Below are 19043 nucleotides of genomic sequence, written 5' to 3'. Positions count from 1 at the left end.
GGAACGGCGCGGCCGCTCCGCGTGACGGCCGAAGGTGCAGAGCAAGCTCAGTGGCTGGGAACGCCCTCGTCCTCGAACTCCCTCTTGAGGTTGCGCAGCGTCCGGTCGATGTTGCCCACCTGGAACACGGCGAAGGTCCGGCCTCGCGTAGCGATGCGGTCGAAGGCGTTCGCCACGAAGTCCGGCCACGAGCGCCGGTCGTCCGTCCAGGTCTCGGTCACCCGCGTCACCGTCCCCGCCCCCTCCGCACCGGCCTCCGTCCCCGCTTCCACCTGCTCGAAGCGGTACTCCCAGGTCGCGATGGGGGCGCTCAGCCGGGGGCGCTTCAGGCCGATCGCGTGCACCCGGAACGCGAAACGGCTGCCGGGGTCCGCCGCGGTCACCGTGCAGCGGGTGGTCCAGCGGAACGCTCCGCGCTTGTTGTGGCCCACGAAGACCAGGCCCGTCGCGGCCGGTTCGTCCGGGCCCGGCACGGTCGCGCCGAGGTTCTCCGGGCTCCAGCGGCCCATCTGCGCGGGCCTGCTGACCTGCGCGTACACCTCCGACGGGGACGCCTGGACCAGGATGCTGCGGGAGACGCTCAACGTGCGGGCCATGGGGAATGCTCCGTTCCTCGGCCCCCGACCTTACCCGCCAGTAGGTCCGACGGGAAGCGCCAGATCATCGCGCGTTCCCAGGGGCGGATGTGCCAGTGCCGCCCGTTCCTTGGTCAGCGCCTTGGTGATCCTGCGGGCCAGGAGCGGGTCGGCCGGCAGCGTGTGCGCGGCGAACCAGCGGGCGGCCGACGGGTCGGGGGACGGCTCCACGAACTCGGCACCCGCGTAGTCGTCGAGCGGTGGATCGTAGATGTATCCGGCGACCACCCCGTGCCGCACCAGGCGGTCCACCAGCTGGTCGCGGTCCCGCACCAGGAGCGGTACGCGGAAGAGCGGCGACGGCCCGCCGTCGGCGGGCAGGTCCTGGAGCGCCCGGGTCGCCCAGCCGGTGCCCGCCAGGAGCGACGAGCCCGCCCTGCGCCGGGCGAGGTCGGCGTCGAGGCGGGCGGCGCGCAGCTTCAACTGCCCGCGGACCAGGGCCCCGTGGCGGGACCGGTAGCCGTGCAGGTCGACGCGTACCCACGGGTCGTACGCGGCGAGACTCGGCGCCTCGGACGCGCAGCCTGCGAGACGGGGCGCGTGGAGGTTCATCCGGAACGTGTCGCGCTCGCGCTCCAGCATTCCGAAGCGCTGCAGGGTGCGCCATACGGGGTGCACGAGGTGCAGGCCCCGCACGGTCGAACGGGCCAGGGGGCGCAGGGTGGTGGACAGGTCGGCGCGGAGGCTGCGCGGGAGCAGGAGTTCGTCGCGCAGCGTTTCCAGCTTGCGGCGGGTGCGCTCGTCCTCGACGGCGAGGAAGCCGCCGGCCGTCGCCGCCACGTGCTTGGAGAGGCTGAACGCCGCCGCGGTTCCGAACGTCCCGATCGGCTGCCCGTCCACGCGCGTGCCGATCGCGTGCGCCGCGTCCTCGAAGAGCGGGATGCCCAACTCGTCGCAACGGCGGCGCAGTTCCACTACGCGGTCGGGGATTCCGTACAGGTTCGTGGTGAGGACGGCGTCCACGTTCCGCCAGGTCCGCTCCGGCACGGCGGCCGGGTCGATGTTGCCGTCCCAGACGGAGACGGGGGCCTGCACCGGGCGCAGTCCCGCCGCGAGCACCACGAAGAGGATCACGTCGTCGTTCACCGGGGACATGAGGACGCGCCCGCCGGGTCGGCACCAGTGCCGCAGCGCCAGGTAGAGCGCGAGCCGCGCCGAGGGTGTGTAGACGCAGGGACGTCCAAGCCGCCGTGCCATCGCTGTGGCGAGCCCCGATCCGTACGGCAGCATCCTCACCTCTTCCGTACCGCTCTCGAACCGTGCGTCCTCCGTACCGGCCCTCGCTCAGCGCCCGGCGTCCCGGCGCGACGTGCGCATCGTGCCGACGGTCTTCAGGAGCCGGTCGGCCGGCTCCTTGAGCCGGGGGTGGGCCAGGACCGTGTTGCGCAGGCCCCGCACCGGTCTGCGCCACAGCCGGTGCGCCGCGGCCACGGGGTGGGGGCGGGTCGCGAACCCTTCGCCGACGCGCAGTTCACGGGTCTTGAGCCAGTCCTTGTACTCCTTCTCACCCCGGCCCATGTCCATGATCCGCACCCCGTTCCTGCCCGCGGCCTCCGCCATCCGCAGATGCATGATGAGGCCCGGGGAGTAGTAGCCGAGTTCGGGGTCGTACGCGGTGAACCATGCGGCGGACACCGTGCGCGAGGTCGGCCCGAAGTGCGCGGCCACCGGCCGGTCGCCCGCGTACACGACGGACAGCATGCCGGTGAAGTGGTCCTCGCGGACCTGGAAGAGGTCGTGCGCCAAGTCGACTATCCAGGGCCGCGCGAAGCGGTCCATGCGGCCGGTCCTGCGGTACTGGGCGGACTTCCAGCGCATGAGGGTGCGCAGTATCTCGGGGTCGCGCTCGTCGTGGACGAACCGCATCTCGCCTACGTCGCGGCTCAGGCGGCGCTCCTTCTTCAGCGTCGTCTTGGCCAGGCCCGGGTAGGCGCCGCGCAGCCACTCCGCGTAGCTCTCCGCCTCGCCGACCTTCAGGTCGAGCACCGGGGAGGCGAAGGTGCCGGTGACGTACGCGCCGAACGGTTTCTGCTCCTCGACGAGGTGGTCGAACTCGAAGACGGAGAGCCGGCAGGCCCGCAGCAGGTCGTCGGTGTTCCAGGTGGTTCCGGGCCGGTGCACGAGCGCCTGGCAGTCGGAGAGGCCGAGGCCGATGGCCCGGCCCACGCCGAAGGCGTTGCGCTCGAAGGGCAGGAAGCCGACGGCCTCCCCCTTCTCGCGCAACACCGCCACGTATGTCCCGCCCCGGTGCCTGGCGACGCCCATCGCGAACTCGGGTGCCAGGAAGGGGTTGGCGAACCGGGGCGACTCGTCCATCGCCCGGTGCCAGGCCGCGCGCAGCGACGCGCTCAGCCCGTCGAGCCGGTGGATCGTGAAGTCCATCTCAGGCCGACCGCCCTTCCCGCGAGCTGACCGTTCCCCCGCCCCTGTCCTGCGAGGCTCAAAGGTCGCGAAAGCGTACGCATGTGTCAAGAGCGCCGACCACGAGCGCGCCGCCGGGTGCGGGTCGGCGCCGCGTCACTCGCAGTACTCAGCGTCGAGGATCGCGCCCATGGACCCGCCGTCCCAGTCCGCGTTGTAGCTGTAGGACAGTTGGTGCCGGCCGTCCTCCGTGCTGTACGCCATGGAGAGCCAGCCGACCATGCCGCCGCCGTGGCCCCAGAGCGTGGTGCCGCAGCTGGTCCTGATCCGTGAGAGGCCGAGGCCGTAGGACATGTCCGGTGCGTCGGGCACGGCGACGGTGGTCTTCATCGCCTTGAGCTGCTCCGGTGGCAGGAGCCTGCCGCGCAGCAGCGCGTCGTAGAAGCGGTTGAGGTCGCCGGTGGTGGAGACGATGTCGCCGTCGGCCCAGCCCTGCGAACCGTTCATCTCGGTGATGTCGTCGATCCGGTCGGGGTCGGAGGGGAAGAGTTTCGCGTAGCCGCGGCTGCTGGGCCCGGGCAGGTGGATGCTGTTGCCGGGGTTGGTGGTTGACTTCAGTTTCAGGGGCTTGATGATGCGGTCGCGGACTTCGGCCTCGTACGTCCTGCCTCCGGTCCTCTCGATGATCAGTCCGGCCAGGATGTAGTTGGTGTTGGAGTACGAGTGCTTGGCACCGGGCTCGAACAGCGGCTTGTGGGAGAGGGCCACGGCCACGTGCTTCTCGGGCGGCAGGGTGTCGTACCGGTGCGTGAGGTAGCCGTCGCCCTCCAAGTACGTCTTGCTGTACTCCGCGTCGGCGAGGTAGTCGAACAGTCCGCTGGTGTGGTTGAGGAGCTGTCGCACGGTGATTTTGCGGCCGTCGTTCCCGTTGCCGCGCACGAGACCGGGCAGCTGTCGCTCGACGGTGTCGTCGAGGTCGAGCTTCCCCTCCGCTTCCATCTGGAGCAGCACGGTCGCGACGAACGACTTGGTGATGCTGCCGACGCGGAACCGGTCGTTCTTGCCGCGCGGCGCACCCGATGCGAGGTCGCCGACGCCCGCCGTCGACGACCAGACGCCGCGCGCGTCGCGTGCCTGTGCCGCGATGCCGGGGGTGCCCGCACGCACGGCCGCGTCCATCGCACGCTGGGTGGCTCGGTGGCTCTTGTCCGCGGAAGCCCGCTGGCTCCTGCCCTCGGAGGCCGGGTGGTCCCTGTCCGCGGAGGCCTGGCGGTCCCTGTCCGCGGAGGCCCGGTCTGAATCCGCTCGGGCCGGGGCGACGAACGCGGTCGCCGCGACCGCCGCCGCGACGATGCCCACCACTCCGGTCCTCGTGCGCTTGCGTAACGCCATGCCTCACTCCTCGCAGGTGTCGGCCGGGGGCTCAGCCACCCCTGTGGCAAGACCTCGAGCCGGTGCGGGGGGTTGAGCGGGCGGCCGATGCACCTCGTGCGTAATGGCGCTATACAGGCCGAGGTTGAACGGTGTACCGGTCCTTCACCTTCACCTCGGCGACCGAGCGCCCCTCGGGGAAGACGCTCTGCCAGTCGCCGATCACGTGGAGCTCGTCAGTACCCATCGCGCGTACGACGGTGAGGCCCTCCTCGTACGCCTTGTAGGCCTTCATCCAGAGGTTGGAGAACGCCTGCGAACGGATCAGGTGCATCCAGTCGGGGCGGTAGAGCTCGCGGTTGTAGTTCGACTCCCCCATCGTGGCGACGAACTTGGAGTACATCGCCTTCACGTACTCCAGCGTCACCTCGTCGTCCTCGCCGATCGCCCGGTCGCGGGCGTCCTTGAGGGCGACGCGGAACTTCTCCAGGAGCCCTTCGGTCGCGCCCGAGGTGTACGACTCGTGGATCGTGGGTGGTTCGCACAGCCCGTACTTCGGCGACGACAGGCGCAGGAGCAGGCGCAGCGTGGGCTCGGTGATCCAGAGCGGCCCCGGCTCGTCGCGGTTGCCGATCGGGTTCGGCAGCACGCCCTCGTGCTCCCAGACGGGAGGCGTGACGAGGTGGACGCCGGCGCGGCGTCGGTCGTGGCCGAAGCCGGTGGAGTGCTCCAGCTGGCCGATCGGGAGGTGCGTCTTGAGCGCGGAGAGATAGGCGCCGTTGATGTCCAGGGCCGTCACCTCGTGCGCGCCCGGCGGGAGTTCGGGGCGGGTCCACTTGGGGCGGGCCTCCCAGATCTGGTCCGGGCCGCGCGAGGTCTGCTTGCGGAGGATGTCGGGGATCCAGGGGTGCGCCACGATGTCGTAGCGGCCGCCCTTGCGGGTCTCGTCGAGCAAGGCCATCGCATCCGGGATGGCCCGCTTCACGAGGGCGGCGGTGGCGGCTTCGACGTCACCCTCGTGCGCGGCGAGCGCGTCCCGCACGGCGCGGCCGATGGCGTCGGGGGCCTCGGCTGTTGTTGCTGCCGTGGCGCGGCGGCCGGTGGGGGCGAGTTTCGTGGGGGTGGGGGCGAGTGCGGGCGCCGGTTCGGGGGCGGTGGTGCCGCACTCGGCAGGGTCCAAGTGCTGCGTGAAGCCTTCGATCTGGTCGGTCGCGGGGCGGCCGCACAGGACGCACGGTTCGGGGTCCGGCTCGGGCGGAGGCGTGGGCGCGGGTGTCCGCTCGGACTCCGGTTCAGGTTCCGGTTCGGGCTGCGGCTGCGGCTGCGGCGTGAGCCTCGTGCGGGCCGACGCCAGGAAGTACGCGTACTTCTCACGGATCGCCCCCGTCGGTTCCCGTCCCGACTCCCAGCCGCCGACCGTCGTCGGACTGACGCCGATGGCCCGCGCCACCTGCGCCTGGGACAGGTTGAGGGCGTCGCGCAGGGCGCGTCGTTCCTCGGCGGGGGGCAGCTCCGCTTCGGGCCCGGACGCCGCCACCAGGGCGTCGATCGCGTCGAAGTCGCTCACCGCCGGGCCCCCTTCGGCTCGTCGGCCGCGGCACGGCGACTCGGCACAGTGCGGCGGCGGTCGGCGGCCAGCGTCTCGCACGCGCGCGTGGGACCGGCGAGGAGGTCGAGCACGTCGATGCCGTAGTGCGCGGCGATCGCGTCGCAGTCGTCCAGGCCCCAGGCGGCGGTGCCCGACTGACGACGCGACACCTGCGTCTGGTCGACGCCGAGCACGGCGGCAAGGGTTGCCTGCGTGTCGCCGGTGAGCTGCATCAACGCGGCCACGGCCGCGCGCAGTCGCTCCCTGGAAGACATCCTCATGGCCGCAGCCTAGCCAAGGGCGCGCGTTTTTCGCACATGGCACGCGGAATACGCATTCATCGAGGTCAGAGAGTCACCACGCATCGATCCGCCAGACGAATACCTCAGTACTCGGGCCGCGTTCCGAGAACAGGCCCGAGGCGGAGACCTCCCGCAGCAGTGTCCGCAGGTCCGCCTCGAAACGGTCGCGGCGACTGCCGAAGAGGTGGGGTGCGGAGCCGGACATCGAGAACACCTCCGCCACGACGTCGTCGACCGAGCGTTCCAGAGTCTGCCCGCCCGGGACGACGAGGCGCTGCGGACCGGCGAATCCGGCACGGGCGAGTACGTCGCGCTCGCCGCCAGGGGTGCCTTGCGGGAGAACGCCGCGGCCTGCTCGGCGTACCAGCGCCCTCGGCGATCATCCCGCCGTCCGGGTCCACGCCCACGACCTCGTGGAACAGAGGGGCCAGCGTCAGCGCGAGGGTTCCCGGACCGCAGCCCACGTCGATGAGGCGCCCTCGGCCGTCGAGCTGCACGGCCTCGACCAGCGCGGCGGCCAGCCCCGGCGCGTAGGGAAGGCGTCCGCGCGCGTACGTATCGCGCTCCCCCGTCGGCCGGAGCCCGCACGCAGAACGTACTCTTTTCGCTCATCCGGGTCTTTGCCCGCGAGATGCCATCAAGGTGCCCGCAAGAGGAGTTTCATCAGTGGAGTTTCGGCTGCTCGGAGCGGTTTCCGTCGCCACTGAGGTCGGCGTGCTGCCCCTCGGCCCCGCCAAGCGGCGCAGCCTGCTCGCCGCCCTGCTGCTCAGGCCGAACCATCCGGTCCCGGTCGACCAGCTGACGGCCGCGCTGTGGGACCACGAACCGCCCGCGCGGGCACGCGGCGTCATCCAGGGCCATGTGTCGCGGCTGCGGGTCCTGTTGAACAGCGCCGAGGCCGACATGTTCGGCGTCGAGCTGCTCACCCAGGGCACCGCGTACGTCCTGCGGATGCCGGAGTCCCTGCTGGACGCCCACCGATTCGAGGAACTGGTGACGTTGGCCCGCAGCCAGCGGGCGCCCTCCGATGCCGTGGCGATGTACCAGGAGGCGCTGTCGCTGTGGCAGGGTCCGGCGCTGACCGGCGCGTATCCGAGTCAGCCGCTTCAGGCCGCCGCGCAGGCCCTGGAGGAACTCCGCCTCGCCTCCGTGGAGTCGCTGGCTACGGCCTACTCACTGATGGGAGAGCACGCGCGCGCCGCCGCGGTCCTGCGCGCGGAGGCGAGCGTTCACCCGCTGCGCGAGTCGCTGGCCGCCGCGCTCGTGCGGGAGCTGCAGCGGGCGGGGCGGCGCTCGGAGGCCCTCGACTGGTTCCACCGCACCCGGCGGCTGCTCGCCGACGAACTGGGGGTCGACCCGGGCCGGGAGCTGGCCGACGCGTACACGGATGTGCTGCGGGGGGAGGACGAGGCGGGTGGTACGGCGCGACGTTCCGGTACGGCGCGACAGCCCGCCTCGCCCGCTGTCACCGCCTCCGCCTCCGCCTCCGCCTCCGGGGCGACCCCAGCCCCGGCCTCGTCCTCTCTTCCGCCTGTCCCTGTACCTGTACCTCCACCTTCACTTTCACCTTCAGTCACCCCCGAACCGTCAGCCTCCACCTCACCGTCAGCCTCAGCCTCGATCTCCACCCCAGCCATCCCTGCACCACCTCCCACAGTCGACCTCCTCCCCCGCATGCCCCGCGGCTTCCACGGCCGTGCCGACGAGCTCACCGCCCTGTCCCGGGCCGCCGCCGGCGAAGCGCCGGTCTGTCTGGTCACCGGGCCCGCGGGCGTCGGCAAGACGGCGCTCGTGGCGCATTGGGCGCACCGCAACCGTGAGCAGTTCCCCGGCGGGCTGCTCTACGCCGATCTGCGCGGGTTCAGCGACACGGGTGAGCCGGCCCTCCTCGAAGTGCTGCGGGAGTTCCTGCTCGCGCTGGGCGTCGCGCCGCGCCGCATACCGGAGTCGGCCGGCGGCGCGTCCGCGTTGTTCCGTTCGCTGTGCGCCGACCGCAGGATCCTCGTCGTACTCGACAACGCGCGGGCGTCCGAGCAGGTCAGGGAGTTGCTGCCGGGCGGTGCGGAGTGCGTCACCGTGGTGACGAGCCGGTACCGGCTGCGCGGACTCATCGCCTCCGACGCGGCCCGGCCCGTCCCCCTTGACGTACTCGAACCGGAGGACAGCACGGCGCTGCTCGCCGCGGTGCTCGGCCAGGAGCGGGTGCTCGCGGAAGAGGTGGCCGCCCGGCGCCTCGCGGAGCTGTGCGGCGGGCTGCCGCTGGCGCTGCGGGTCGCGGCCGCGAGGCTGGCGGACCAGCCCGACTGGCCGTTGAGCTCGATGACCGCCGAACTGTCCGACGAATCACGCCGGTTGAGCCTCCTGGACGTGGAGGACACGGGCGTCAGGGCGGCGTTGCGGCTGACGGTGCGGCGGCTGCCGGACGATGCCGCGCACCACTTCGCCCATCTCGGGCAGCATCCGGGGACGCACGTCGACCGGTACGCCGCCGCGGCGCTCGCGGGCACGGACCCGGACACCGCAGCCGCCGCGCTGGACAAGCTCACCGCGGCGCACCTGGTGATCCGTACCGCGCCGGACCGCTGGACGCTGCACGACCTCGTACGGCTTTACGCGCGGGGCCTGGAGGCCGGGCCGGACGCCCTGGTGCGCGGGCTCGACCACAGTGTGGCCACGGCGCTGGCCGCCGCCGACGCGGCCGAGCCGGGCGACGAGTCGTGTTTCTCACTGCCCGTGGACTTCCGGCCGCCGCAGGCCACCAGGGAGTTCGCCGACCGCGAGCAGGCGATGGCCTGGTACGCGGCCGAGCGCGACGACCTGGCGCTGGCGGCGGCCGCCGCGCGCGCCGGAGGGCTGCACGGCAGGACGTGGCGGATCGTCCTCGCGCTCTGGCCGCAGATCGTGTGGCGGGTGCGGGACGACTGGACTCCCCTGCTGCGTACGGCACTTGAGGCGGCGCGGGCCGACGGGGACGCGCGAGCCGAGTCGCGGGTGCGTGCCCTGCTCGGGTGGGTTCTGACGGAGGAGGGCCGTACCTCCGAGGCGCTGGCTCATCTGGAGGCCGCGCCCGTGCTCGCCGCCCGGGCCGGTGACCGGCGGGGCGAGGCGACGGCGCTGATCAACCTGTCGCTCGCGCAGTCCGAACTCGGCAGCCCCGAGGAGGCCGCCGAGGGCTGCGCGCTCGCCGCGGAGCTCGCGCACAGCGTCGGCGACCGGAACACCGAACGCCTCGCCCTGTACCACCTGGCCCGGCACCGCCTCGACGCACGGGAGTGGCAGCCGGCCTTCGAGACGGCGGTCGCCGCGCTCGACCTCGACGCCCCCTCGGAGGCGTCGGCGGCGGCCCGGGTGCTGCTGCGGACTGTCATCGGCGAGGCACTGCTCGGCATGGGCGACGAGGCCGAGGGCATCCGGCGGCTGGAGAGCGCGGCCCGCGAGGCGGAGTCGTCCGGCTACGACGACGGTGCGGTCCGCGCGCTCGGTGCGCTGCTGCGGGTGTCGGCGGACACGGGGCTCCAGGCGCGGTACGACACGGCGATGGTGCGGCTGATGGCTCGTACGTGACGGGCGGTGCTCACGGTCCGCACGCGCGTCGGCCCCGGCCGCCCGTGCGCCTCACTCCGCGGCGCTCCCGGGCGGCGTCTCCTGCTCACCGCGGGCGGCGTGCTCGGTGAGCTGCTCGTTCACCTCGCGGGTCTGCTCGGCGAGCCTGCGGGCCCGCTCCTCGGCGCGGTCCGCCCGCGCGTTGATGCGGGCGATGTCGTCCTCGATGACCTTCAGGGCCGTCTCGGTCGCGGCGTCCGCGTCCTGCGGCGGCAGGTCGTCGGGGAGCGCCTCCAGCGCGGTCTTGACCGCGGGGATGCCGCCGCGCTCGTGGATCTCTTTCCAGAACTCGTAATCCATCGCGCCATCCTGGCCGATAGGGCGGCGCCGACGCGAACGGCGGCCGGGGCGGCCGGCCGCGGGAGGGCCCCCGAGTGCCCGCGCGCTAGGACGCGGGCGCGGCGGGCGTACCGGCGCGGGCGGGCGTGCTGAAGTCCAACAGGTCCTCGGCCGTCTGCTGGGTCTCCTCCGCAGCCTTGCGGGCCGTGGCGACGACGTCGCCGTGTTCCTGGACGAGCGTGTGGTAGATCGGCGCCTGGGTGGCGTCATTGGCCGGCATGACCTGCGGCTCCTTGTTCGGGGACGGTGTTCGACTGGTCGGCCGTGGGCGGCCGACCCGCGACCTTACGCGAACCTCGTACCTCGATGGCACCCGACCCCGATCATGAGACGGGCGCTTGTGACGACCTTCACACGCGAGGGGCCGCCGGGGCCGGTGCGGCCTAAGGTGACGGTGTGCGCGAGGAGAGCATCGAGGTGTCGCCCGTCGTGCGACGCCGGGCCGAGCTGCTCGGAACGGCCGGTGAAGAGTGGCTGGCGGGACTGCCCGCGCTCATCGCCGACCTCGAGCACCGGTGGTCCGTCACGGTCGGGCCGCCGTTCCGTGCGGGAGCGGGCGGGTACGTGGCCCGGGCCCGCGCCGAGGACGGTACGGACGCGGTCCTCAAGCTGGCACTGCCCGAGCCCGGGAGCGCGGGGCAGATCACCACCCTCCTGCGTTCCGGAGGCCGCGGCTACGTCCGCGTACTCGACCACGATGCCGACCGGTTCGCACTGCTCATGGAGCAGCTCGGCACGCCGCTGTCGGAGCTCGCCTTCCCGCCCGAACGCCGGATCGCCGTCCTGTGCGCGACGCTGCGCCGGGCGTGGCAGGTGCCGCGCTCTCCCGAGCTGCTCGTGGAAGCCGCCGAGGGAGGCAAGGCCAGGGGGCTCGCCGTGCTCGTCGAACGGTTGTGGCGGGACCTGGGCCGCCCGTGCTCCATCGCTGCCTACGACCGCGCCATGACGTACGCCGAGCGCCGCGCTGCCGCCCACTGCCCTTCCCGGGCGGTGGTCGTCCACGGCGACCCCCACCCGGGCAACCTGCTGAGGCTGCCCGCTGCGGGGGCGCCACGTGCGGGGGCGGAGAGCGGCTTCGCCTTCGTCGACCCCGACGGCTTCCTCGCGGACCCGGCGTACGACCTCGGTGTCGTCCTGCGCGACTGGTGTGCCGAGCTCCTGTCCGGCGACGCGCCCCGGCTGGCCCGCCGCTACTGCGCGCTCATTGCCGAGGCAAGCGGGACCGACGCCACGGCCGTCTGGGAGTGGGGCTACCTCGAACGCGTCTCGACGGCGCTCTACCTCCTGGCCCACGGCGCGGAGGGACCGAGCCGCCCGTTCTTCGACACGGCGGAGATCCTCGCGGACACGAACCCGTAGCGCGCGTGAGGGGCGCCCCCGCCCCCCATAAAAACCCGTGCCGTGACGGCCCCCCTCTGTTACCGTCCCCGACATGAACAAGCGCGCTGCGATGACGACGACGCCGGAGAGTGTCCCGGCGCGCTGACCATGTCTCAGTTCGAAGCCCCGGGGCGAGTGCCCCGGGGCTTCGGCTTGCGGTCACTCGCCTCATGTCCGCGAGGAGACCCTCATCATGAAGAACGCCACCAGCGATTACGCCCCCGCCCACGACCACCGCAAACTCGGCCGCGAGCTCGGGCTGTTCGGCACCGATCCGCTGATCGGCGCGGGGCTGCCGTACTGGCTGCCGGACGGGGCCGCCGTGCGGCACGCCCTGGAGGAGTACATCCGCGACGCCGAGCGGCGTGCGGGCTACCGGCACGTGTACTCGCCCGTGCTCGGGAAGCGGGAGCTGTACGAGATCTCGGGGCACTGGTCGCACTACAGCGACGACATGTTCCCGCCGATGGATGTGGGCGGCGAGCAGGTGGTGCTGCGGCCGAGCCTGTGCCCGCACCACGCGGTGATGTACCGCTCCCGCTCCCGCAGTTACCGCGAGCTGCCGCTGCGCATGGCCGAGACCGGGGGCATGTACCGCGCCGAGCTCTCCGGCGTGCTCGGCGGGTTGAACCGGGTCCGCGCCATCCACCTCAACGACGCGCACGTCTTCTGCACCCTGGACCAGGCCGCCGACGAGGCGCGCGCCGCACTGGAGATGATCCGCCGGGCGTACGACGCGCTCGGCATCAGGCCCGCCCGTTTCCGGCTGTCCCTGCCGGGCCCCGGCGGCAAGTACGTCGCCGACCCCGAGAAGTGGCGGCGGTCCACCGCCCTGCTCACCGAGGTGCTCGACGGTTCCGGGCTGCCCTATGACGCCGTCGAGGGCGAGGCCGCGTTCTACGGCCCGAAGATCGACGTGCAGGTCGTGGACGCGGCGGGCCGCGAGTCCACCCTCTCCACCGTCCAGGTCGACTTCCACCAGCCCGAGCGGTTCGATCTGCACTACATCGGCGCGGACGGCGCCAAGCACCGCCCCGTGATGGTCCACCGCAGCATCATCGGCAGCGTCGAGAGAGCCGTCGCCCATCTCATCGAGCGGCACGGCGGCGCGTTCCCCGCCTGGCTGGCGCCCGTGCAGCTGGTGGTCCTGCCGGTGTCCGAGGCCCAACTGCCGGGCGCCGACGACCTGCTGCGGAGGTGCGCGGAGCGCGGTCTGCGGGCCGAACTCGCCGGTCCCGAGCTCGGCAGTCTCGGCGCGCGCGTGCGGGCCGCCCGTCTCGTGCCCTACCAGGCCGTCATCGGCGCCAAGGAGGACGCCGACGGCATGGTCGCGCTCCGGCTGCGCGACGGGCGGCGCGTCGATCCGATGCCGGCCGCCGACGCCCTCGCCCGCATCAACGCCCTCGTCGGGGCGCACCGCACCGAACTGTGGGACACCGAGTAGAGGTCAGAGCGCGCCGATGACCAGCGTCAGACCCATGACCGTCATCGTCGCGGCGATCAGGAAGTCCAGCGCGCGCCAGGCGGCGGGCCGCGCGAAGAAGCCGCTGAGCAGCCGCGCGCCGTAGCCGAGCGCGGCGAACCAGCAGACACTGCCGAGCATCGCGCCCGCCCCGAAGGCCCAGCGCAGCGCGTCGTGGCCGGCGGCGACGGAGCCGAGGAGGAGGACGGTGTCGAGGTAGACGTGCGGGTTGAGCCAGGTCATGGCCAGACAGGCGAGCACAGCGCCGCGCCGTGACCCGGCCGTCGCGCCCGTGGCCGTCATGGCGGTGGGGCGCAGAGCGCGGCGGGCCGCGAGTACGGCGTACGAGAGGAGGAAGCCTCCGCCTATCAGGCCGACGAGGGTCAGCGCGGGCGGCCAGGCCGTGACCACCGTGCCGACTCCGGCCACGCCCGCCGCGATGAGCACCATGTCGGAGAGCGCGCAGATGGTGACGACGCTGAGCACCGACTGACGTCGGATGCCCTGGCGCAGTACGAAGGCGTTCTGTGAGCCGATGGCGACGATGAGCGAGAGTCCGGTGCCGAATCCGGCAGCCGCGGCGGTCAGTGCTGTTCCCATGGCTTCGACGTTAGGGATCTTTGGCTGCCTAAGTACAGGTAATGATTCTGATGTAGCTTAAGCAAATGTGAAGTCAACACTGTCCGAGCTGCCGCTGGAACACGTGCGGACGCTGCTCGCCGTCGTCGACGAAGGCACCTTCGACGCCGCGGCTGCCGCCCTGCACGTCACGCCCCCGGCGGTCAGTCAACGCGTGAAGGCGCTTGAGCGCCGGACCGGGCGTGTCCTGCTGATGCGGACGAAGCCGGTCCGGCCCACCGAGTCGGGGCAGGTCGTGGTGCGGTTCGCGCGGCAGCTGGCCCGTCTGGAGCGCGACGCGCGCGCCGAGCTCGGCATCAGCGACACGGGCGAGCCCGCCGTGCTGCCGGTCGCGGTGAACGCCGATTCGCTCGCCACGTGGTTCCTGTCCGCGCTGGCCCGGATCGCGGACGAGCCGCGGATCTGTTTCGAGCTGCGCCGCGAGGACGAGGACCACACGACGTCGCTCCTTCGCGAGGGGTCGGTGATGGCGGCGGTCACGTCGTCGCCGGACGCGGTGTCGGGCTGTACGGTGCGGCGGCTCGGCCGGATGCGGTATCTGCCGGTCGCCTCGCCCGAGTTCGTGGCGCGGCGGCTCGGCGACTGGCCGCGCGTACCGCTCGGGGATGTCCTCGCGGACGCTCCGGTGGTCTTCTTCGACCGCCGCGACTGTTTGCAGGACGACTTCGCGCGCAAGGTGACGGGCGGGCGCGGAGCGAGCCCCCTGCGCCATTACGTCCCCTCCTCGCGCGGCTTCGTCGAGGCGATCGAGGCGGGCCTCGGCTGGGGTGTGGTGCCGCGGGCGCAGGCCGAGCCGCTGCTGCGCGCCGGGACGCTGGTCCTCCTCGATGCCGAGCGGGTCATGGACGTACCGCTGTTCTGGCAGCAGTGGAAGCTGGACTCCCCCGCGCTGGCCGCGCTGGCGAAGGCGGTGGTCGCCGCGGCTGCGACGGCTCTCGATCAGTGACACGGCGCGAACAGAACGTGCGGCGCGCGCGAGTCATGTCTAGCGTCACTGGCATGAACACTGATCCGCAGAGTTACGAGCTCCTGCTGGTGCCCGAGTTCACCGAGGGCGACGGAACGGCGGAGGGCGGCTCCGCCGGGGCGCTGCGTTCGGCGCTCGTGGTGGCCACCGGGGAGACCGGCGCCTCCGGCTATCCGCGGTACGTGGGCGACGGCATGGAGGCCGACATCGACCCGGAGACGAGGTCCGTCGAAGCGGTCCTGATCGACGGGGCCGAACTGGACTACGGCCTTTCGGTACGGATCGCGCCCGCGGGGCCGGGGACGGCAAGGTGACAAAAAGAATCGTTGCGTCAAGATTTCCGCCGCACAACTACTTATGCGGAAACCCGCAACATAAATCATTTACGCTGGCTTGAACGTATCGCTTTCCTTGGGACTCACAGGTTGAACGGGTAGGATTCGGTCACCAAAAGACCTGCAAAAAGACCGGCCAGAAGTAATCCTCCTGCCGACCACGTGGGGAGCTGGGTCATGCGACCGGGCGAGCGGATCGGGGGCCTCGTTCAGTCCCTCTCGGAACATCTCGTCAACAATGTCGAGGAACACGCATGGGAGGGGGCGCGTCGCGCTTTTCTCCAGAACGGATTCACGAAATTACCCTTCTTGGTGCCCGACCGGGTCAAGTCCTCGGTCGCGGACGAAATAGAAGGTCTCGTCGCCGAACACGGTGTGCGGCGCGGAATGAGCTTCGAGGAAACCGGCGGCACACCCCGGCTGATGCGCAATGTCCGGCATCACGAGATCAGCGAACACGGGACCGTGATCCCGCAGGTGTACGGGTCCACCGAACTGCTCGAAGCCCTGGGGAGGGTCGCCGGAGAGCCGGTGCTCCCGTGTCCCTACGAGCCGGAGCGGTACGTGATCACCGAGCTGGAGCAGTCCGGTGACACGCACGGGTGGCACTGGGACGACTACAGCTTCGCGCTCGTATGGGTGGTCGCGTGCCCGCCCGCCGAGCACGGCGGATTCGTGCAGTGCGTGCCCCGCACGTACTGGAACAAGCAGGACCCGCAGCTGCACCGGCAGTTCATCGGACAGCCCATCCACTCCTTCGAACTGCGGCCGGGCGACCTCTACTTGATGCGCACCGACACCACCCTGCACCGCGTCTACCCGCTCAGCAGCGGCCGGCGCCTCATCATCAACATGGGCTACGCGTCCCGCGCCGACCTGCACAAACCGATCAGCCACGAGACCATGGACGGGCTCTGGAACGGCTCCCGCGAGGATCAGACTGAGCGGATGGACCACACAGATCAGGCGGAGCAGACCGTATGACCCCAGTGGAGGGGGCCACGGCGCCGGCGCCCGGGCCCCCTCGACTGGTCCGTCAGTTGGGCACCTCGGGGCTCGTCGCGCACTACGTCACCTCCGTGATGGGCGCGGGCGTGCTGCTGATCCCCGCTCTCGCCTGGGCGGAGGCAGGGCCGTTGTCCCTCGTCGCATGGGGGGTGCTGATCCTCTACAGCTATCCCTTCGCGCTCGTCTTCGCGAAGATGTCCGTGCGGCATCCCACGAGCAAGGGCGTCGCGCAGTTCGTGGAAGCGGCGTTCGGCGTCCGCGCGGGCCGGATCGCCGCCGTCTTCCTGCTCCTCACGCTGCTGGCGGGCAATCCGGTCCTTGGGCTCGCGGCCGGCCGCTATCTGCTCGCGGCGGTCGATCCCGCGGCCTCGAACCGGGCGTCCCTCCTCGCGGGCGCCGCCGTCATCGTGTTCTGCGTCGCGCTCAACCTCTGGGGAATCAGGGTGAGTACGCGCGCCCAGATGGCGGTGCTCGGTTCCGTGGTGCTGCTGCTGGCCGTCGTCATCTGTCTGGCACTTCCCCAAGGGGACTACGGACGCCTCACCCCGTTCGCCCCGCACGGCTGGGGCTCCCTCGGCAGTACGGTGCTCATCTGCTTCTTCGGATTCATCGGCTGGGAGAACGCGGCCCCGGTCGCCGAGGAGGTCCGGGACCCCGAACGCACCTTTCCCAAAGGCATTCTCTACGCCGTCAGTTGCGTGGGACTTCTCTATTTCGCCATGGCGTTCACCGTCTCCGTGGCCCTGCCCGACGCGTCCGCGGGCCAGTCCGATCTGACGGCGTTCGTACGGCTCCTCCAGGTGGCCACGGGGTCGGGCCTGGAGAGCACCGGGTACCTCGTCGCGGGCGCTCTGCTGCTGCTCACCACCAACGCCTGGTGCCTGGGCACCTCGCGCGTCGTCTTCGCACTCGCCCGGGACGGCATCCTGCCGACCCGGCTCAGCAGGCTCTCCCGGCAGGGCAAGGTCCCGGCCCGCGCGGTGCTCGCGCTCCTGCCCGGCTACGCCGTGTCGGTGCTGCTGCTCCTCGCCACCGACTCCAGCGAGACGGCGCTGATCAAAGCGTCGTCGGCCACCTACCTGCTCATCTTCCTCATGGCCTTCCTCGCCGCCGCCCGCCTGCTCCCCCGGGGCGGGACCGCCCGCCTGAACCTGCTGCTCATCGCGACGACCGTCGCGATACTGCCGTTCTTCGGCGTCAGCGTCGTCATCGCGCTGGCGATGCTGCTCCTCTCCGTCATCGCCGAGCGCCGGCTGCGCAAGCGCGTCCCCCCGTCCACCGACACAGGAGTACTCACGTGACCGCGCGACACATCCTGCGGATACAGGACCTCTCAGCCAAGGAAATGTGCTCCCTGCTCGACCTCGCCGAGGCGATGAAACGCGGCGACGACTCGCGCGCTCCCCTGGCGGGCCGCTGCATAGGCCTGCTCTTCAACGTGCCGTCCACCAGGACCCGCGTCTCGTTCCAGGTCGCCGCCTCGCAACTCGGCGCCGACTGCTATCCGTACGGGGTGGAGGAGCTGCGGCTCGCCAACCGCGAGTCGATCGAGGACACCATCGGCGTACTCAACCGCTACCTCGACGCCCTCGTGGTGCGCTGGTACGACATGAACGACTACGGCGCCGGGCACCGACGGCTGCGCGCGATGGCCGAGCACGCCACGATCCCCGTCATCAACGCGCTGGACGACGAGGAGCATCCCTGTCAGGTCCTCGCCGACCTCATGACGCTGCGCGAGCTGTACGGCGCCGACGTTCCGGCCCGACGGATCGTGTACGCCTGGTCCTACTCCCCGCGGCAGAAGACCCCCGGCGTCCTGCACTCCTCCATGATGGCCGCGGCCCTCCTCGGACACCGCGTCACCGTGGCCCACCCGCCGGGCTTCGCCCCCGAGGAACGTGTGACCCGCGCCGCCCGTGACATCGCCGCCCGCACCGGCGCGAGCGTCGACCTGACCCACGACCTGGAGGGCGCCGTCCGCGGCTGCGCGGCCGTGTACACCCTCAGCTGGAAGTCCCCGACCCTCGTCGGCCAGGAGGAGATCCAGGCGCGGACGCGGCTCGCGGACCGGTGGCGGATCACCGAGCCGCTGATGCGGCTGGCGGGCGACGATGCGGTGTTCCTCGACTGCATGCCCACCAACCGGGGCGAGGAGGTCGACGCCGAGGTCAAGGACGGACCGCGGTCGCGGATCTTCCAGCAGGCGGAGAACCGTCTGCACACCCAGAAGGCCCTGCTCACCCAACTGTTCGACGGAACACTGACGGGCGGCGGACGATGAGGGTCGCCCGCTCGGGCACACGGGTGGCGCTGGTCACCGGGGGCGGCGGAGGCATCGGCGGCGCCGTCGCTCGTCGGCTCGCGGACGAGGGCGCGGCCGTAGCGGTCGTCGACCGGGACGCCGAGGCGGAGACCGTGGCCCGGAGCATTCGCGCCGACGGCGGGCACGCCGAATCGTTCCTGTGCGACGTCTCCGACGAGGAGGAGGTGCTGACCCTCGTGAAGGAGGTCGGCGGTCGCCTCGGTGCCATCACCGACGTGTGCTGCGTGGCGGGGAGCATCCGGCGCGGGACGGTGCAGGACCTGTCCCTGGAGGACTGGCACAAGTCGTTCGCGGACAACGTGGACTCGGTCTTCCTCGTGTGCCGGGCGGTGCTGCCGCTGATGGAGCGGGCGGGCCGCGGCAGCATCGTCACCGTCGCCTCCGGGTGGGGGCTGCGCGCCGGGGAGAAGGCGGCCGCGTACTGCACGGCGAAGGCCGGTGTGGTCATGCTGACGCAGGCGATGGCGCTGGACCACAGTCCGGCGGGCATCCGCGTCAACTGCGTCGCCCCGGGCGACACGCGCACGCCGATGCTCGCCCGCGAGGCGCGCCAACTGGGCCAGTCCGACGCGGACTTCCTCGCCGAGGCCGCCGACCGGCCACTGGGCAGGATCGGTACGCCCGAGGACATCGCCGCCGCGGTCGCCTTCCTCGCCGGCCCCGACGCGGACTTCGTCACGGGCAGCGTGCTGTCGGTCGACGGCGGGGGAAGCGTCTGAACCGGTGT

18 protein-coding genes and 1 pseudogene are annotated in these 19043 nt (G+C 71.7%); 9 read left to right on the top strand and 10 right to left on the bottom strand.

All coding sequences use genetic code 11. The features are described from left to right. Window positions 1–47: 47 nt before the first annotated feature. The 7 genes and pseudogenes from NOO62_RS38175 to NOO62_RS38145 form a co-directional block, all read right to left on the bottom strand. Window positions 48–596, bottom strand: a complete 549-nt coding sequence (locus NOO62_RS38175) for an SRPBCC family protein (protein WP_268775373.1) — start codon at window positions 594–596, stop codon at window positions 48–50. Window positions 597–626: 30 nt separating this feature from the next. Next, entirely contained in the window at window positions 627–1865 is a 1239-nt protein-coding gene (locus NOO62_RS38170) for a DegT/DnrJ/EryC1/StrS family aminotransferase (RefSeq protein WP_268775372.1), read from the bottom strand. Window positions 1866–1919: 54 nt separating this feature from the next. Further along, the gene (locus NOO62_RS38165; protein WP_268775371.1) at window positions 1920–3017 is read right to left on the bottom strand and encodes a GNAT family N-acetyltransferase; all 1098 of its coding nucleotides are present in this window, start codon (window positions 3015–3017) and stop codon (window positions 1920–1922) included. 135 nt (window positions 3018–3152) lie between these two features. Then, on the bottom strand, window positions 3153–4388 hold the full coding sequence (locus NOO62_RS38160) for a serine hydrolase domain-containing protein (RefSeq protein ID WP_268775370.1): 1236 nt from the start codon (window positions 4386–4388) through the stop codon (window positions 3153–3155). 109 nt (window positions 4389–4497) lie between these two features. After that, the gene (locus tag NOO62_RS38155; protein WP_268775369.1) at window positions 4498–5934 is read right to left on the bottom strand and encodes a helix-turn-helix domain-containing protein; all 1437 of its coding nucleotides are present in this window, start codon (window positions 5932–5934) and stop codon (window positions 4498–4500) included. Further along, the gene (locus NOO62_RS38150) at window positions 5931–6236 is read right to left on the bottom strand and encodes a helix-turn-helix domain-containing protein (RefSeq protein WP_268775368.1); all 306 of its coding nucleotides are present in this window, start codon (window positions 6234–6236) and stop codon (window positions 5931–5933) included. Before NOO62_RS38150 ends, NOO62_RS38155 begins: the two co-directional genes overlap by 4 nt. Before the next feature lie 73 nt (window positions 6237–6309). Next, window positions 6310–6778: pseudogene (locus NOO62_RS38145) on the bottom strand (class I SAM-dependent methyltransferase). A 145-nt stretch (window positions 6779–6923) separates the two neighbouring features. Between NOO62_RS38145 and NOO62_RS38140 the strand changes: the two are divergent. Continuing rightward, window positions 6924–9821: a BTAD domain-containing putative transcriptional regulator gene (locus tag NOO62_RS38140; protein ID WP_268775367.1), complete on the top strand. Its 2898-nt coding sequence runs from the start codon at window positions 6924–6926 to the stop codon at window positions 9819–9821. Window positions 9822–9872: 51 nt separating this feature from the next. Here the strand turns inward: NOO62_RS38140 and NOO62_RS38135 are convergent, their stop codons facing one another. After that, window positions 9873–10160 (bottom strand): hypothetical protein, encoded by a 288-nt coding sequence (locus NOO62_RS38135; protein WP_268775366.1) that lies wholly within the window; start codon window positions 10158–10160, stop codon window positions 9873–9875. Window positions 10161–10245: 85 nt separating this feature from the next. Then, window positions 10246–10419 (bottom strand): hypothetical protein, encoded by a 174-nt coding sequence (locus NOO62_RS38130; RefSeq protein WP_268775365.1) that lies wholly within the window; start codon window positions 10417–10419, stop codon window positions 10246–10248. Window positions 10420–10595: 176 nt separating this feature from the next. Between NOO62_RS38130 and NOO62_RS38125 the strand changes: the two genes are divergently transcribed. Next, window positions 10596–11558, top strand: coding sequence for an aminoglycoside phosphotransferase family protein (locus tag NOO62_RS38125; RefSeq protein ID WP_268775364.1), 963 nt, complete (start codon window positions 10596–10598; stop codon window positions 11556–11558). A gap of 214 nt (window positions 11559–11772) precedes the next feature. Then, the gene (thrS, locus tag NOO62_RS38120) at window positions 11773–13023 is read left to right on the top strand and encodes a threonine--tRNA ligase (protein WP_268775363.1); all 1251 of its coding nucleotides are present in this window, start codon (window positions 11773–11775) and stop codon (window positions 13021–13023) included. Window positions 13024–13026: 3 nt separating this feature from the next. Here thrS and NOO62_RS38115 read toward each other — a convergent pair whose 3' ends face one another. Then, entirely contained in the window at window positions 13027–13641 is a 615-nt protein-coding gene (locus NOO62_RS38115; RefSeq protein WP_268775362.1) for a LysE/ArgO family amino acid transporter, read from the bottom strand. A gap of 67 nt (window positions 13642–13708) precedes the next feature. On the opposite strand from NOO62_RS38115, the gene NOO62_RS38110 reads away from it, so the two are divergent. The 6 genes from NOO62_RS38110 to NOO62_RS38085 all read left to right on the top strand — a co-directional run bounded on the left by NOO62_RS38110 (window position 13709) and on the right by NOO62_RS38085 (window position 19035). Next, the gene (locus tag NOO62_RS38110) at window positions 13709–14626 is read left to right on the top strand and encodes a LysR family transcriptional regulator ArgP (RefSeq protein ID WP_268775361.1); all 918 of its coding nucleotides are present in this window, start codon (window positions 13709–13711) and stop codon (window positions 14624–14626) included. Between the two features lie 53 nt (window positions 14627–14679). Then, window positions 14680–14961, top strand: coding sequence for a hypothetical protein (locus tag NOO62_RS38105; RefSeq protein ID WP_268775360.1), 282 nt, complete (start codon window positions 14680–14682; stop codon window positions 14959–14961). A 333-nt stretch (window positions 14962–15294) separates the two neighbouring features. After that, window positions 15295–15966: an ArpA protein gene (locus NOO62_RS38100; RefSeq protein ID WP_268775359.1), complete on the top strand. Its 672-nt coding sequence runs from the start codon at window positions 15295–15297 to the stop codon at window positions 15964–15966. Continuing rightward, entirely contained in the window at window positions 15963–17291 is a 1329-nt protein-coding gene (locus tag NOO62_RS38095; protein ID WP_268775358.1) for an APC family permease, read from the top strand. Before NOO62_RS38100 ends, NOO62_RS38095 begins: the two co-directional genes overlap by 4 nt. Then, complete coding sequence (locus NOO62_RS38090; RefSeq protein ID WP_268775357.1) at window positions 17288–18274, top strand: ornithine carbamoyltransferase; 987 nt, start codon at window positions 17288–17290, stop codon at window positions 18272–18274. Before NOO62_RS38095 ends, NOO62_RS38090 begins: the two co-directional genes overlap by 4 nt. Beyond that, entirely contained in the window at window positions 18271–19035 is a 765-nt protein-coding gene (locus tag NOO62_RS38085; protein ID WP_268775356.1) for an SDR family NAD(P)-dependent oxidoreductase, read from the top strand. The genes NOO62_RS38090 and NOO62_RS38085 overlap by 4 nt, the downstream gene beginning before the upstream one ends. The last annotated feature ends 8 nt before the right edge of the window (window positions 19036–19043 follow it).

The sequence above is a fragment of the Streptomyces sp. Je 1-369 genome (assembly GCF_026810505.1).
Taxonomy (GTDB): Bacteria; Actinomycetota; Actinomycetes; order Streptomycetales; family Streptomycetaceae; genus Streptomyces.
The sequence above is the reverse complement of the archived record's forward strand: the minus strand, read 5'-3'. Positions and strand labels throughout refer to the sequence as shown.

Excerpts from the sequence above, each read along its gene's own strand:
- NOO62_RS38175 (WP_268775373.1), bottom strand. The coding sequence starts at position 596 with ATGGCCCGCACGTTGAGCGTCTCCCGCAGCATCCTGGTCCAGGCGTCC.
- NOO62_RS38170 (WP_268775372.1), bottom strand. The coding sequence starts at position 1,865 with ATGCTGCCGTACGGATCGGGGCTCGCCACAGCGATGGCACGGCGGCTT.
- NOO62_RS38165 (WP_268775371.1), bottom strand. The coding sequence starts at position 3,017 with ATGGACTTCACGATCCACCGGCTCGACGGGCTGAGCGCGTCGCTGCGC.
- NOO62_RS38160 (WP_268775370.1), bottom strand. The coding sequence starts at position 4,388 with ATGGCGTTACGCAAGCGCACGAGGACCGGAGTGGTGGGCATCGTCGCG.
- NOO62_RS38150 (WP_268775368.1), bottom strand. The coding sequence starts at position 6,236 with ATGAGGATGTCTTCCAGGGAGCGACTGCGCGCGGCCGTGGCCGCGTTG.
- NOO62_RS38135 (WP_268775366.1), bottom strand. The coding sequence starts at position 10,160 with ATGGATTACGAGTTCTGGAAAGAGATCCACGAGCGCGGCGGCATCCCC.
- NOO62_RS38130 (WP_268775365.1), bottom strand. The coding sequence starts at position 10,419 with ATGCCGGCCAATGACGCCACCCAGGCGCCGATCTACCACACGCTCGTC.
- thrS (WP_268775363.1), top strand. The coding sequence starts at position 11,773 with ATGAAGAACGCCACCAGCGATTACGCCCCCGCCCACGACCACCGCAAA.
- NOO62_RS38115 (WP_268775362.1), bottom strand. The coding sequence starts at position 13,641 with ATGGGAACAGCACTGACCGCCGCGGCTGCCGGATTCGGCACCGGACTC.
- NOO62_RS38105 (WP_268775360.1), top strand. The coding sequence starts at position 14,680 with ATGAACACTGATCCGCAGAGTTACGAGCTCCTGCTGGTGCCCGAGTTC.
- NOO62_RS38095 (WP_268775358.1), top strand. The coding sequence starts at position 15,963 with ATGACCCCAGTGGAGGGGGCCACGGCGCCGGCGCCCGGGCCCCCTCGA.
- NOO62_RS38085 (WP_268775356.1), top strand. The coding sequence starts at position 18,271 with ATGAGGGTCGCCCGCTCGGGCACACGGGTGGCGCTGGTCACCGGGGGC.